This window comes from Sphingobium sp. SJ10-10 (genome assembly GCF_036038995.2).
Lineage (GTDB): Bacteria > Pseudomonadota > Alphaproteobacteria > Sphingomonadales > Sphingomonadaceae > Sphingobium.
In genome coordinates this window covers 1,999,568-2,012,697 of the sequence record NZ_CP158132.1, presented here as the reverse complement: position 1 = coordinate 2,012,697, position 13,130 = coordinate 1,999,568, and the positions used below count along the sequence as shown (strand labels likewise).

The following is a 13,130-nucleotide window of genomic DNA, read 5'->3' as shown; positions in this document are numbered from 1 at the left end:
CCTTATCGCTTTGACGTCATATTAGCTCTTGTTGGCGCTGGTGGGAATGGAATTAACCGGGGCGTTTCTCATTATGGTGCACGTTCAATGCACGAAGCGGCGCGCCTATTCCGAAATCATGCCGGGGTCGCGTTCCACCGCCATGGGCAGGCGCATGATGAAGCAGGCGCCGCTCTGCGCATCCTGGCGGTCGGCAATGCTGATCTTGCCCTGATGCCCCTCCACGATCGAGCGGGCGATGGCCAGGCCAAGGCCCGAATGCTTGCCGAACGCCTCATTTTCCGGACGGACGCTGTGGAAGCGGCGAAAGACATGTTCGCGCTCGGATTCCGGGACGCCCGGTCCCTGATCCTCGACGCTGACCAGCACTTCATTGTCGGCCACCGTGGCGACGATCTGGACCAGCCCGCCATCGGGGGAGAAGGACACCGCATTGTCGATGAGATTGTCGAGCACGCGGATGATGCGTTGTTCCTCGCCCAGCACCACCGCGACATTCTTGCGCGGGCGGGCGAAGGCCAGGCGGACGCCGCGGCCGATGCCGCGTGCCTCCCGCGCGACGACCATCTTCTCGATCAGCAGGCCAAGGTCGATCGGCTCGAACCGGGTGCGCGACAATTGGGCGTCGATGCGGGATGCTTCGGCAATGTCGGTGACCAGCCGGTCGAGCCGGCGCACATCGTCCTGCGCGATCGCCATGAGCTGGGCGCGCAGCTCCGGCTTGTCCACCCGGTCCAGCGCGTCCAGCGCGGAGCGGAGCGAGGCGATCGGGTTCTTGAGTTCATGGCTGACATCGGCGGCGAAGGCGTCGGTCGCGTCGATCCGCTGGCGCAGCGCATGGCTCATGTCCGACAGGGCGCGGGCGAGCATGCCGATTTCGTCGCGCCGGTCGGGCAGGCGTGGCACGGTGACTTCGCGCGCCCGGCCCAGCCGCACCCGCACCGCCGCGCGGGCGAGGCGCTGAAGGGGTTGCACGATGGTCCGCGCCAGGAAAAGCGATAGCAGCACCGAAGCCAGCACCGCTGCCGCCAGCACCATGCCCAGGCGGAACCGTTCGGCCCGGACGACGCGGGTGATGTCGCGGGCATTTTCGGTCCCGAGCAGGTTGGTGCCGTCCTTCACGATGACGGCGGCCGAAATCATGAAAGTGCGGTCTGGCGCATAGCGGTTCACCGCCTGGGTCCGGCCGCTTTTCCGCGCCAGCACCAGTTCGGGCCAGGCCTGCGCCCGGTCGACTGCCGGCTCCTCGAAATTGGGCGGCCGGTCGGCGGAGACGACGCGGTCGATCACCTTGTCCAGGAAGCGGGCGACATGGCGCTGCCATTCTTCCTCATCGGGCAGGCGCAGGCGATAGCGCGGCGCATTCATGGTGAAGCTGTCCGCGATCAGCTGCCCCGCGCCGTCATAGCGGCGGACGCGATCCCCCGTCTGTCGCGCATAAGTGGCGATGAGCGCGTTCTGCCGATCCGCCGGGGCGTTTTCCAGGCCGATCGCCAGCAGTTCCAGTTCCCGCGCCGATTGCTCCAGCCGGTCGTCGACGATGCGCGTGCGATAGCTGTCGAGATAGAAGAAGCCCCCCGCCAGCAGCGCCAGCGCGAACACATTGACCGCCAGGATGCGCGGGGTCAGGCTGATCCGGCCGGACCAGCTCCACCCGGCGCCCGCGTCATACTTCTTCGGAGAAGCGGTAGCCGGCGCCATAGAGGGTGTCGATTGCGTTGAATTCGGGGTCGGCTTCGCGGAACTTGCGGCGCAGGCGCTTGATGTGGCTGTCGATGGTGCGGTCGTCGACATAGACGTCATCCTGATAGGCGGCATCCATCAACTGGTTGCGGTTCTTGACCACGCCGGGGCGCTGGGCGAGCGTTTCCAGGATCAGGAATTCGGTGACGGTCAGCGTCACGTCCCGGCCCATCCATTTCACCCGGTGGCGGGCCGGGTCCATCTCCAGCCGTCCGCGCACGATCGGTTCCGCGACCGGCTCGTCGGGGGCGGCATCCGCCTTGCTGACCTCCGCCCGGCGCAGGATGGCACGGATGCGCGCGATCAGCAGCCGCTGGGAAAAGGGCTTGGAGATATAATCGTCCGCGCCCATGGCCAGACCCAGCGCCTCATCCAGCTCATCGGCCTTGGACGTGAGGAAGATGACCGGCATATGGCTTTTCTCGCGCAGCCGCCGCAGCAGTTCCAGGCCGTCCATGCGCGGCATCTTGATGTCGAACACGGCAAGGTCGGCCGGATTGTCGATCAACGCCTTCAGCGCGGACTCCGGGTCCGAATAGAGGCGCGTCATGAACCCCTCCGTCTGCAACGCGATCGAGACGGAGGTCAGGATATTCTTGTCATCATCCACCAGAGCGATGGTTGCGGTCATGCTGCGTCCCGAAAATCGTCGGCAATGGAAATGTGCCCCTGCGTTAGACGAAGGTGGCTCCCCCCGCAAGGAAGCTCGGGCAGGCGGGTTATGCGGCGTACCCGTGGGAATTCGGGATAAATGCAGCGGTTGCGGAGTTTTCCGGGGTTTGACGCACCATCTGCAAAAGCTTATGCCCGCTTCGTCTGCAGCAGATGGCGCCACGCGGCATAAAGATCGCGGCGCTGAGAGGCGGACCGGTCGTGAACATGATAAGATGGCGGCCGGACATAATGATATTCAGGAGCAAAGGCGTGCAGGCCAAATCCTCTTTCACCCTGGATCAGCAGGGCATTTCCACCAAGGCTGATCAATTTTGGAATCTGGGCACCGCGCCCCTCGTCGAAGCCGCGCTCGCCAATGGCGAAGGCATTTTGGCCAAGGACGGCCCGCTGGTCGTCAAGACCGGCAAGCATACCGGCCGCAGCGCCAGCGACAAGTTCATCGTGAAGGATGCGGAAACCGAAAGCACCGTCTGGTGGGGCAAGACCAATGTGCCGATGACGCCGGAGCATTTCGCCGCGCTCAAGGCCGATTTCTTCGCGGCGCTGGGGCAGAAGGACAAGCTCTACGTCGCTGATCTGTTCGGCGGATCGCAGCCCGAACATCGCGTCAATGTGCGCGTCATCAACGAATTGGCCTGGCATAATCTGTTCATCCGCACGCTGCTGGTCCGTCCGGGCGCGGATGAGCTGAGCGGCTTTGCGCCCGAATATACGATCATCGACCTGCCGACCTTCAAGGCCGATCCGGCCCGCCATGGCAGCCGCAGCGAGACCGTGATCGCGGTCAACTTCACCGAGAAGCTGATCCTGATCGGCGGCACGCGTTATGCGGGCGAGATGAAGAAGTCGGTCTTCGGGATCTTGAACTATCTGCTGCCGACCCACGGCGTGATGCCGATGCACTGTTCGGCCAATATCGGCCCCAATGGCGACACCGCTGTCTTCTTCGGCCTGTCGGGCACCGGCAAGACCACCCTGTCCGCCGATGCCAGCCGCACGCTGATCGGTGACGACGAGCATGGCTGGTCGGACACCGCCGTCTTCAATTTCGAGGGTGGCTGCTACGCCAAGATGATCAACCTGTCGGCCGAGGCCGAGCCGGAGATCTTCGCCACCACCAAGCGGTTCGGCACGGTGCTGGAAAATGTCGTGATCGATGAGGAAAGCCGCGAGATCGACCTGGACGACAACAGCCTGGCCGAGAATAGCCGCGGTTCCTATCCGATCGATTTCATCCCGAACGCGTCGGAAAAGAATCTGGGGCCGGTGCCGAAGAACATCATCTTCCTCACCGCTGACGCTTATGGCGTGCTGCCGCCGATCGCGCGGCTGACGCCGGATCAGGCCATGTATCACTTCCTCTCGGGCTATACCGCGCGCGTCGCGGGGACCGAGATCGGCGTGACGGAGCCGTCGGCCACTTTCTCGACCTGCTTCGGCGCGCCGTTCATGCCGCGTCACCCGTCCGTCTACGGCAATCTGCTCAAGGAACGGATCAACAAGGGCGGCGTCACCTGCTGGCTGGTCAACACCGGCTGGACCGGCGGCAAATATGGCGTCGGCAAGCGCATGCCGATCAAGGTCACGCGCGCTTTGCTCAACGCGGCGCTCGACGGCAGCCTGAATAATGCCGAATTCCGGACCGATCCGAATTTCGGCTTCCAGGTGCCGGTAGCGGTGCCGGGCGTAGATTCGACCATGCTCGATCCGCGGGCGACCTGGACCGACAAGGCGGCTTATGACGAAACCGCCGGCAAGCTGGTGAAGCAGTTCGTCGACAATTTCGCCCAGTTCGAGGACCATGTCGACGCATCGGTGCGCGAAGCGGCGCTGACGGCTGCCTGACGCCAGAGCGATCCGTAACGAAAGAGGCCGGGGGAGCAATCTCCCGGCCTCTTTCGCTTTCTGTCGGCGGCGCGGAATGCTATCATGCATCGAATTTTCAGCGGGATATTTCCTATGGCTATGTTTGATGATCTGATGGGCAATTTCGGTGGTCTGGAGGCGGTTGCCGCGAAGATCGGCCTTCAGCCTGAGCAGATGCAGGCGTTGATGAGCGAAATCGGCGGCAAGATCGCTTCGGGCGAAACGGATGTCGCTGCCCTGGCGACCACGGCTGCCGAACATGGCGTGTCGGCGGACAAGCTGCAGGAACTGTTCGCGCATTTCGGCGGACCCGAGGCCATATTGTCGAAAATCGGCGGCCTGTTCGACCGTGACGGCGACGGCAATCCGCTCAATGAACTGGGCGGGCTGGCCAAAGGCCTGTTCGGCTAATCTCCGTCATCCCAGCGCCGGCTGGGATCTCGTGAGGCCGCGTCGTGCCCTATCGCCTGAGATCCCAGCTTGTGCTGGGATGATGCGTTTGGCGGAAATAGCCGGACATACCCATGATGAGGTATGCTTTTCGATAGGGAAGCGGCTATGGCCTTGCTGCGGGGACGGGCGTGTCGGCGCTCGGCAAGCAGGGGAATTCGTCATGATGGGGGATATGCTGCGCGGCAGCGCCGCCATTGCAGCCATATTAAGCGGCAATGCACAGGCGCAGAGCCAATTTTTGTCTGGCGAATGGATGCAGGACGGCGCGTGCGCCCCCAGCTATCGCACGCTGCATGCTGCGGAGCCGCGCAATCTTCCCTGCTGCGTTCCGGCGCGCCGCGCGGTGCCGCCCCTTTGTCCGCGGTCCTGAATCGGGCGCGGATGATCGTCAGCTTTCGCACCGACAAGTTTTTTTCGCCTTGCCTTGAAACGTCCCAAGGGGCATTCGCGCTGCATAGCTTATTGCGAAGCCCACGCAACTGACGCTCTTACCGGCGACGGTCGCCCTGGATTTGGCAGGGGAAAAGGTTTTGAACGACGTGACGATCGAAAAGCCGGTGCTGGAACCGACCGGCGCGCTTTCAGTGGAAACCGTGCTGTCGGTGCGGCATTGGAACGAACATCTTTTCAGCTTCCGCATCACGCGGCCGGCAAGCTTCCGCTTCCGTTCGGGCGAGTTCGTGATGATCGGCTTGGCTGGCGACAATGGAAAGCCGCTGCTGCGCGCCTATTCGGTCGCCAGCCCCGCCTGGGACGAGGAACTGGAGTTCCTGTCGATCAAGGTGCAGGACGGCCCGCTGACCTCCAGGCTGCAATTGATCCAGCCGGGCGACCAGATTTATCTGGGCCGCAAGCCGACCGGCACGCTGGTGACGGACGCGCTGCTGCCGGGCAAGCGGCTGTTCATGCTGTCGACCGGCACCGGGCTTGCGCCGTTCCTCAGCCTGGCGCGCGATCCGGACGTCTATGAATTTTACGAGCAGGTCGTGGTGGTCCATTCCGTCCGCCGGGTGAGCGATCTGGCCTTCCATGACGAGCTGTCGGGCAAGCTGGCGGAGGATCCGCTGGTGGCCGAACAGGCGGCGAGCCAGTTCCATTATGTGCCGACCGTGACGCGCGAGCCGTTCCGGAACAATGTCCGCATCGACAAGCTGGTGGAGACGGGCGCGCTGTTCGAAGGCATAGCGGGCGAGGCGAAGTTCGATCCGGAAACCGACCGGATCATGATGTGCGGCAGCATGGAAATGATCAAGCAGTTCGGCGCCTGGTTCGAGGAACATGGCTTTGCCGAGGGCTCCAACGCGGCGCCGGGCGCTTATGTGATCGAGCGCGCTTTCGTCGGCTGATCGGTTGTTGCCATAACGGGAAAGAAGGGGCTGGCGCCGACGCCGGCCCTTTTGGCTTTTTGGGGAATTGTCTGAATTTGGCCGTCGCGGCCGTCGCTTGGCCGTGCCGTTCCGATAATTTCTCGACCCCACCAAGCTTTTTGCGTCTGCAAGGAAATGCCCTATACTGTTCGCTTGATGCCAGGACTCAGGACAAGCATGAAATCCAATTTCTTCCGGGGCGCGGTTGCCCTTGGCGCGCTCGCGCTTATTCCCGCCACCACCGCGGCGCTCGCTGACGGGGAAGCGAGCAGCTACAAGGCGCTCGACGAGTTTATGGACGTGTTCCAGAAAGTCCGCAGCGACTATGTCGAAAAGGTCGACGACGAAAAGCTGATCAAGGGCGCGATCGACGGCATGCTTGCCAGCCTCGATCCGCATTCCAGCTTCCTCGACGCGCGCGATTTCCAGAATCTGCGCACCCAGACCGAGGGCAGCTATGGCGGCCTCGGCCTCTCCGTCACGCAGGAGGATGGCGCGGTCAAGGTGATCGCGCCGACGCAGGATACTCCGGCCTGGCGCGCCGGGATCAAGGCGGGCGACTATATCACCCATCTCGACGGGCAGCTCATCTATGGCGGCACGCTGGATGAGGCGGTCGACAAGATGCGTGGCGCGCCGGGCACGCAGATCAAGCTCACCATCGTCCGCCCCGGTCGCGACAAGCCGATCGACCTCACGCTCACCCGCGAGATCATTCAGCTCAAGCCCGTGAAATGGGAAGTGAAGAACGGCATCGGCGTCATCAACATCGTCAGCTTCTCGGCCAATACCGGCGCCGACGTGCGTCAGGCGATCCGCAGCATCGACAAGAGCCTGGGCCGCAAGCCGACCGGCTATATTCTCGACCTGCGCTCCAACCCCGGCGGCCTGCTGGATGAAGCCGTGTCGGTCAGCGACACCTTCCTGGAACGTGGCGAGATCGTGTCGCAGCGCGGTCGTCAGAAGGGCGATGTCGAGCGCTATTATGCCAAGCCCGGCGATGACGCGAAGGGTCTGCCGATGATCGTGCTGGTCGACGCAGGGTCCGCTTCGGCGTCGGAAATCGTCGCGGGCGCCTTGCAGGACCAGCATCGGGCGCTGGTGATGGGCGAGCGCAGCTTCGGCAAGGGCAGCGTCCAGACCATGCTCCCCCTGAGCAACACCACGGCGCTCAAGCTGACCACGGCGCGCTATTACACGCCGTCGGGCCGTTCCGTGCAGGAAGGCGGGATCGAGCCGGATGTGCGGGTGCCGCAGCTTAGCGATCCCGATTACAAGAACCGTCCGAAATTCCGCGAGAGCGACCTGCGCCGGCATCTGATCAATGAGATCAAGACCGACAATGCCGCGCTGGAAGAGGACAGCAAGGACGATCCGCGCTTCGCCGCGACGGCGGAGGAATTGAAGAAGAAGGGGGTCGAGGACTTCCAGCTCGACTATGCGCTGAAGACCATTTCCCGCCTGGCGGCCAAGCCGGGGGCTACCGTCGCTCAGGTCGCGCCCGCCCGGAAGCCGGCAACGCGCTGATAGTGAGGAGACAGAGGTGCTCCTGCGAAGGCAGGAGCCCAGTCCCGCGCTTTGCAAAATCGGGCGACGTTTGAACTGGGTTCCTGCCTCCGCAGGAACATGTCGCATGAAGCCGATGCGTCGCTCCACTTCACAGACTCCCTCCCACACAAGTTCAGCATGACGAAAGCCACGGGACGGTTTAAGCGAACGCTATGAAAAGCCTGCCCCTCGCCCGCGCCCTGGCGCTGATCGTGCCCTTGGCCATGCTGGCGGGCGCTTATGCCTTTCAGTTTATCGGCGGCCTGCACCCTTGCGAAATGTGCTGGTGGCAGCGTTATGCCCATATGGCGGCGATTCCGCTGGCGCTGATCGCCTATGCGACGTGGGGCAAGAGGTGCGTCAGCGCCCTGTTCACGGGCCTTGCGGGCCTTGCCATCGGCATTGGCGGCGGCATCGGCCTGTTCCATGCCGGGGTCGAATATGGCTGGTGGCAGGGGCTGACCGCCTGCTCGACCAGTCCCGGCGGCGGCAGTTCGGCGGACATTCTCAACCAGATCATGGCGACGCCGATCACCCGCTGCGACGTCGCGCCGTGGAGCCTGTTCGGCATCTCCATGGCGGGCTATAACGGCCTCTTGTCGGGAGCGGCCGCGCTCCTCATCTTGGTGCTGCTGCTCGGAAAAAGGAGCAAGGCATGAGCGCAAAGGATTTCCCCCGCCCCGGCCGCCGCGTCACCGACAGGCAGCGCGCCTCCATGCTGCGCGTCGATCAGGCGGGCGAGTTCGGCGCGACCCGCATCTATGCGGGCCAGCTCGCCGTGATGGGGGACCGCCATCCTGATTCCCGCCTCATTGCCGGCATGGCTGTGCAGGAAGAACGGCACCGCAAGCATTTCGATGCGATGATCACGCGGCGGGGCGTGCGGCCGACGGCGTTGCAGCCTATCTGGAGCGTGGCGGGCTTTGCCTTGGGCGCGGTGACGGCGGCGATTGGGCCGCGCGCCGCCATGGCTTGCACCGCCGCGATCGAGACCGAAATCGACCGCCATTATGCCGAGCAGCTCGAGCAATTGGGGCAGGACGATCCGGAACTCTCCACCGCCATCGCGGATTTCCAGGCGGAGGAGGTGGAGCATCGCGACGCCGCCATCGCCCATGGCGCGGAGCAGGCTCCGGTCTATCCCTTATTGTCGGGCGTCATCAGATTGGGCTGTCGTGCCGCCATCGCCCTGTCGAAGCGCATTTGAGGAGAAGCATGATGAAGACCCGCCTGATTGCCGCCATGCTTTTGCTGGGCGCCGCCTTCCCCGCCATGGCGCAACAGGGGCCGAGCGTTCCCCAGGAGCAAGCCCCCGCCGCCCAATCGGGATCGGAACGCGTCAATCTGGTCATCGTCTACGGCGATGATCCCTGTCCGCAAAGCCAGGGCAGCGACATCGTCGTCTGCGCGCGCAAGGGCGAGGAGGAGCGCTATCGCATCCCCGAACCGCTGCGCGGCGATCCGAATCAGCCGAGCCACCAGGCCTGGGGCGAACGGGTGAAGTCGATGGAATATGTCGGCCGCAGCGGCACCGAAAGCTGCTCGCCGGTCGGCGGTGGCGGTGCGACCGGCTGCTTCGCGCAACTGGCGCGGTTGGCCAAGGCGGAGCGGCAGGCGGCGGACAATGCGAGTTGGAAGGATCTGGTCGCGGCGGAGCGTGCCCGGCGTCTTTCCACCATCGATGCGGAGAGCAAGGCGATCGAAGCGCAGGCCGTGGCCGAGGAGAAGGCGCAGGCTGCCCAGCAACAGCAGCAGCAAAGCCAGCCGCAGGGCGCGGAGCAAGGAACGGCGACGCCGCAGCCCTGACGGCATTTGCCGCTGGGCGGCGTCTCGCAAAAAGGCTGCCGGCAACCGGACAATCCGGACGGCGGAAACAGGGGACGAACAAGGAATATGAATCGATGCGTCTCCTCACCACCCTTTCCCTGGCAGCCGTCGCGCTTGCGCCCTTGACGATCGGCGGGGCGGCCCATGCCGAACCGCCGCAGAAAATCTTCAACCTGGTCGTCTATGGCGACGATCCCTGCCCGAAGGGGCAAGGCGACGAGATCATCGTCTGCGCGCGCAAGCCCGAATCCGAACGCTACCGCATCCCCAAGAAGCTGCGCGAAAAGCCCGAACCGGCGGGTGGTCCCGGCTGGGGCAGCCAGGTCGCGACCATGGAACAGGTGCAGCGGCAGACCTTGCCGGGCAGTTGCTCCGCCATCGGCAGCAACGGCTTCACCGGCTGCACCGCCAAGGCGCTGGAGCAATGGTTCGCGGAGCGGCGGATGCAGGAGTCCAAGGGAGAGCCTTGAGCCGTCCTATTTGAAGCTCGCGATGCACTCGATTTCCAGCGGCGCGCCCCTCGCCAGGCCGTCTGCGCCGAACGCGCTGCGGGCGGGCAGCCGTTTGCCCTGGAAGTAGCTGACATAAACGTCGTTGAAGCGCGGCCAGTCCGCCATATCGTCGAGCATCACCGTGCATTTGACGACATGACCGAAGTCGAGGCCATTATCCTTTAATATCTTGCCGATCGAATCCATCGAGTTGCGGACGGCAGCGTCGAAGCCTTCCTTATGCGGGTCCATGCCGGTGGGCACCTGCCCGATCTGGCCGGAAAGATAGAGGGTATCGCCTGCCCGCACCGCGGGGGAGAAGGGAAGGGGCTGCTGGGCCGCCAGCGGCGCGGCGCCAAGAGCCAGGAACAAGGCGAACCATTTCTTCATGTGCATGTTTCCCCGATGCAAAAAGGGCCGGTCCTTTTCCGGACCGGCCCTTCCTTCGTGACGCTTTAGAATTTGAAGTCGAGGCGGGCGTAATAATAGCCGCCCGAGGTGCTGTAGGGACCGTGGCCATAATAGCTGTTATATGCCCCGGCGCCGTTGATATAGGGTGAAACGCCCGCGCCCGGCGTGACGCCTTGCATCAGCGCGGGGATTTCAGGCCGCTTGTTGAACAGGTTGTTCGCGCCCACCGAGAAGGTGACGGAATCGGTGAAGTCGTAGCTCGCCTCCAGATCGGTGAGCGCGGTCGCCTTGACCACGCCGTTGAAATAGAGCTGGTTGGCGTTTACTGGCCCGTTCGCCGTATTCACCAGGGCGCCGTCCGCGATCAGGAAGCCGCCCTCCGGAATGAAGCCAGCGGACGGCGTGAAGGCCGGGCGGACAAGCACGCTGGTCTTGCCATAGAAGGTTTCGCGCAGGTTGAGCGAGAATTTGCCGCTCTTGAACAAAGCTCCGGCGACGATCTTATAATCCGGATTGGAACGTTCGATATTGCTTTCCGACGCCGCGTTGAAGATCGGATAGCCCACCTTGTTGTTGGTGATCTTCGTCTTGTTGTAGTTCGCCGTCAGCGACAGGTTCAGCGTGCCGAAGTCCAGCGCGACCGGATAGGCGGCCGAGAAATCGATGCCCCAGGTGCGGGTGTCGATGCCGTTGGTGAAGCTCGACACGCCGATCGTGCCGTTCGTGAACAGGGCGCTGTCGAGGACGATACCGGCGGCGTTCAGGGCGTTCAGGATTTGCGCTCCGCCCGGCTGCGGCACGCCGTTGAGGACGGCGTTGCGCGCCGCCGTGCCGGTGATGCGATCCTTGATCTTGATGATGTAGCCGTCGACCGTGATGGCCAGCTTGGGCACCGGACGCAGCACGACACCGGCCGAGAAGTTCTTCGACTTTTCGGGCTTCAGGCTGCCGAAGCCCAGCAACGCCGCCGCTGGGGTTCCGGCGGGAAGCTGTGCGATGGCGCTGGTCGGGCCGACATTGATCGTCGAATATTTCTGTTCCGCCAGCGTCGGGGCGCGGAAGCCGGTGCTGACGGTGCCGCGCAGCGCGAAGGCGGGGCTGAAGTCGTAGCGCGTGGTGATCTTGCCGATGGCCGTGTCACCGAAGTCGGTATAATCCTCGTAGCGGCCGGCAAGGTCGACGGACCAATGTTCGATGGGTTCTGCGATCAGGTTGACATAGCCCGCGCGCGAGCTGCGGCGGAACTTGCCTGCGTCGGTCGCCTTGTAGCCGGGGAAGGACTGAACGCCGGTCTTGTAGGTGGAATAATAATCGCCCGCGACGATTTCATAGGTGTCGCGGCGATATTCGCCGCCGAACGCGAAGGTCAGCGGCCCGGCCAGCCCGGCTTCGAATTCCTTGCGGATGTCGGCGGTCACGGTGGTCTGGCTCAGGCGGAAGCCTCCGTCATAGGCCTTGTCCACCGTATTCGGCGCGCCGATGCCTCGCAGCGATGCGGCATAGCTTTCCTGCCAGACTTCGCGATGGGCGGACGATTCCGTCCAGATGTCGTCCTTCTGATGGCCGTAGGTGGTGCTGAGGTCGTAATTCCAGCCCGAAACCTCTCCCTTGGCGCCAACGGTGAAGCTGTATTCGTCCTCGATCACATGTTGCAGCGGGACCATGCCATTGATGCCGGTGTCGCCATAGCAGACATTCGGATTATAGGGTGCAGTCGTGATGCTGCCGCCCGCGTTTGTCTGAGTGATGACACCCCCGACGTTCGTATATTCGTAGCAGATGCGCTTGGGATGGCGGTAGCCCTGCTTGGCATAGCCGATGCGGCGGGCATAGTCGCCAAAGCTGTAGAGTTCGATGCCGCCGAAATCATAGCCCATATTGTAGAAGGCTTCGGTCAGATAGGTTTTGGGCTGGCCGCCATTGATGCCCGACAGCGCGTCGCCGGCCAGGTTCGACCATTGGGCGGGGGTGTTGGACTGGAGCGTGCCGTCCGGCTTGGTGATCTGCACCTGCCCGGTGCCGACGGTGGTGTAATCCTGGCGGCGGTGGAAGAGGCTGAGGTTGAAGAAGCCGTCCTCGCCCAGCTTGAAGCCCATATTGCCGGAGACGGAGAACAGCTCGCCCTCGCTGTCATAATATTGGCCGCCCGTGACCTTGAAGCTGCCGCCTTCGTTGTTGTCCTTGAGGATGAAGTTGATGACGCCCGCGATCGCGTCCGTGCCGTACACGGCCGCCGCGCCTTCCTGAAACACTTCGACGCGGGCGATGGCGTCCGGCGGGATCAGGTCGATGCTGGGCGCCGCCGAACCCTGGAAGGCGCCGGAGATCACCTGGAGGATGCCGTTGCCGTGGCGGCGCTTGCCGTTGACCAGCACCAGCGTGTGGTTGGGGCTGAGGCCGCGCAGACGGGCGGAGAGGGAGAAGCTGGAAAGGTCGGTGCCCTGCGTTTGCGCGGTGAAGCTCGGGACGATCTGGGTCAGCACCTGGTTGAGGTTCGGCTGGCCGACGTGGCTGATCGCTTCCTGGCTCAATACCTGGATCGGCGCGGCGCTTTCAGCGGCCTGCATGCCGACTGCGCGGGTGCCGGTGACGATGATGGCGGCGCCTTCATCGGCCTGCGCGGTTTGCGCTTCTTGCGCCATCGCGCAGGCCGACCAGGACGAGGCCAGCGCAAGTGAAAGTCGAAGAGCGGATAATCTTGTCATCTATGCCCCCTGTTTTGCATTTATTCATGACAAGGGGATCAACG

12 protein-coding genes are annotated in these 13,130 nt (G+C 63.7%); 8 read left to right on the top strand and 4 right to left on the bottom strand.

Annotated elements, in window-relative coordinates; genetic code table 11:
• Positions 1 to 105: 105 nt before the first annotated feature.
• Positions 106 to 1,701, bottom strand: a complete 1,596-nt coding sequence (locus VVT58_RS09745; RefSeq protein ID WP_327752614.1) for a stimulus-sensing domain-containing protein — start codon at positions 1,699 to 1,701, stop codon at positions 106 to 108.
• Positions 1,667 to 2,374, bottom strand: a complete 708-nt coding sequence (locus VVT58_RS09740; RefSeq protein WP_066555014.1) for a response regulator transcription factor — start codon at positions 2,372 to 2,374, stop codon at positions 1,667 to 1,669. The genes VVT58_RS09745 and VVT58_RS09740 overlap by 35 nt, the downstream gene beginning before the upstream one ends.
• Before the next feature lie 293 nt (positions 2,375 to 2,667).
• On the opposite strand from VVT58_RS09740, the gene VVT58_RS09735 reads away from it, so the two are divergent.
• From VVT58_RS09735 to VVT58_RS09700, 8 genes are all read left to right on the top strand, one after another.
• On the top strand, positions 2,668 to 4,263 hold the full coding sequence (locus VVT58_RS09735) for a phosphoenolpyruvate carboxykinase (protein ID WP_327752615.1): 1,596 nt from the start codon (positions 2,668 to 2,670) through the stop codon (positions 4,261 to 4,263).
• A gap of 114 nt (positions 4,264 to 4,377) precedes the next feature.
• On the top strand, positions 4,378 to 4,695 hold the full coding sequence (locus VVT58_RS09730; protein WP_066555016.1) for a hypothetical protein: 318 nt from the start codon (positions 4,378 to 4,380) through the stop codon (positions 4,693 to 4,695).
• A 572-nt stretch (positions 4,696 to 5,267) separates the two neighbouring features.
• The gene (locus tag VVT58_RS09725; protein WP_327752617.1) at positions 5,268 to 6,083 is read left to right on the top strand and encodes a ferredoxin--NADP reductase; all 816 of its coding nucleotides are present in this window, start codon (positions 5,268 to 5,270) and stop codon (positions 6,081 to 6,083) included.
• A gap of 198 nt (positions 6,084 to 6,281) precedes the next feature.
• A complete protein-coding gene (locus tag VVT58_RS09720) occupies positions 6,282 to 7,631 on the top strand; it encodes a S41 family peptidase (RefSeq protein ID WP_327752618.1) in 1,350 nt (449 codons plus the stop codon).
• Between the two features lie 194 nt (positions 7,632 to 7,825).
• A complete protein-coding gene (locus tag VVT58_RS09715) occupies positions 7,826 to 8,311 on the top strand; it encodes a disulfide bond formation protein B (RefSeq protein WP_327752619.1) in 486 nt (161 codons plus the stop codon).
• The gene (locus VVT58_RS09710) at positions 8,308 to 8,859 is read left to right on the top strand and encodes a demethoxyubiquinone hydroxylase family protein (protein WP_327752620.1); all 552 of its coding nucleotides are present in this window, start codon (positions 8,308 to 8,310) and stop codon (positions 8,857 to 8,859) included. The genes VVT58_RS09715 and VVT58_RS09710 overlap by 4 nt, the downstream gene beginning before the upstream one ends.
• Before the next feature lie 8 nt (positions 8,860 to 8,867).
• Positions 8,868 to 9,458 carry a hypothetical protein gene (locus VVT58_RS09705; RefSeq protein WP_327752621.1) on the top strand — a complete coding sequence of 197 codons (591 nt, stop codon included), beginning with the start codon at positions 8,868 to 8,870 and terminating at the stop codon, positions 9,456 to 9,458.
• 95 nt (positions 9,459 to 9,553) lie between these two features.
• Complete coding sequence (locus tag VVT58_RS09700; protein WP_327752622.1) at positions 9,554 to 9,949, top strand: hypothetical protein; 396 nt, start codon at positions 9,554 to 9,556, stop codon at positions 9,947 to 9,949.
• 6 nt (positions 9,950 to 9,955) lie between these two features.
• On the opposite strand, the gene VVT58_RS09695 is transcribed toward VVT58_RS09700, so the two are convergent.
• Positions 9,956 to 10,360, bottom strand: coding sequence for a RidA family protein (locus VVT58_RS09695; RefSeq protein WP_327752623.1), 405 nt, complete (start codon positions 10,358 to 10,360; stop codon positions 9,956 to 9,958).
• Positions 10,361 to 10,425: 65 nt separating this feature from the next.
• Positions 10,426 to 13,086 (bottom strand): TonB-dependent receptor domain-containing protein, encoded by a 2,661-nt coding sequence (locus VVT58_RS09690; protein ID WP_327752624.1) that lies wholly within the window; start codon positions 13,084 to 13,086, stop codon positions 10,426 to 10,428.
• Between the last annotated feature and the right edge of the window lie 44 nt (positions 13,087 to 13,130).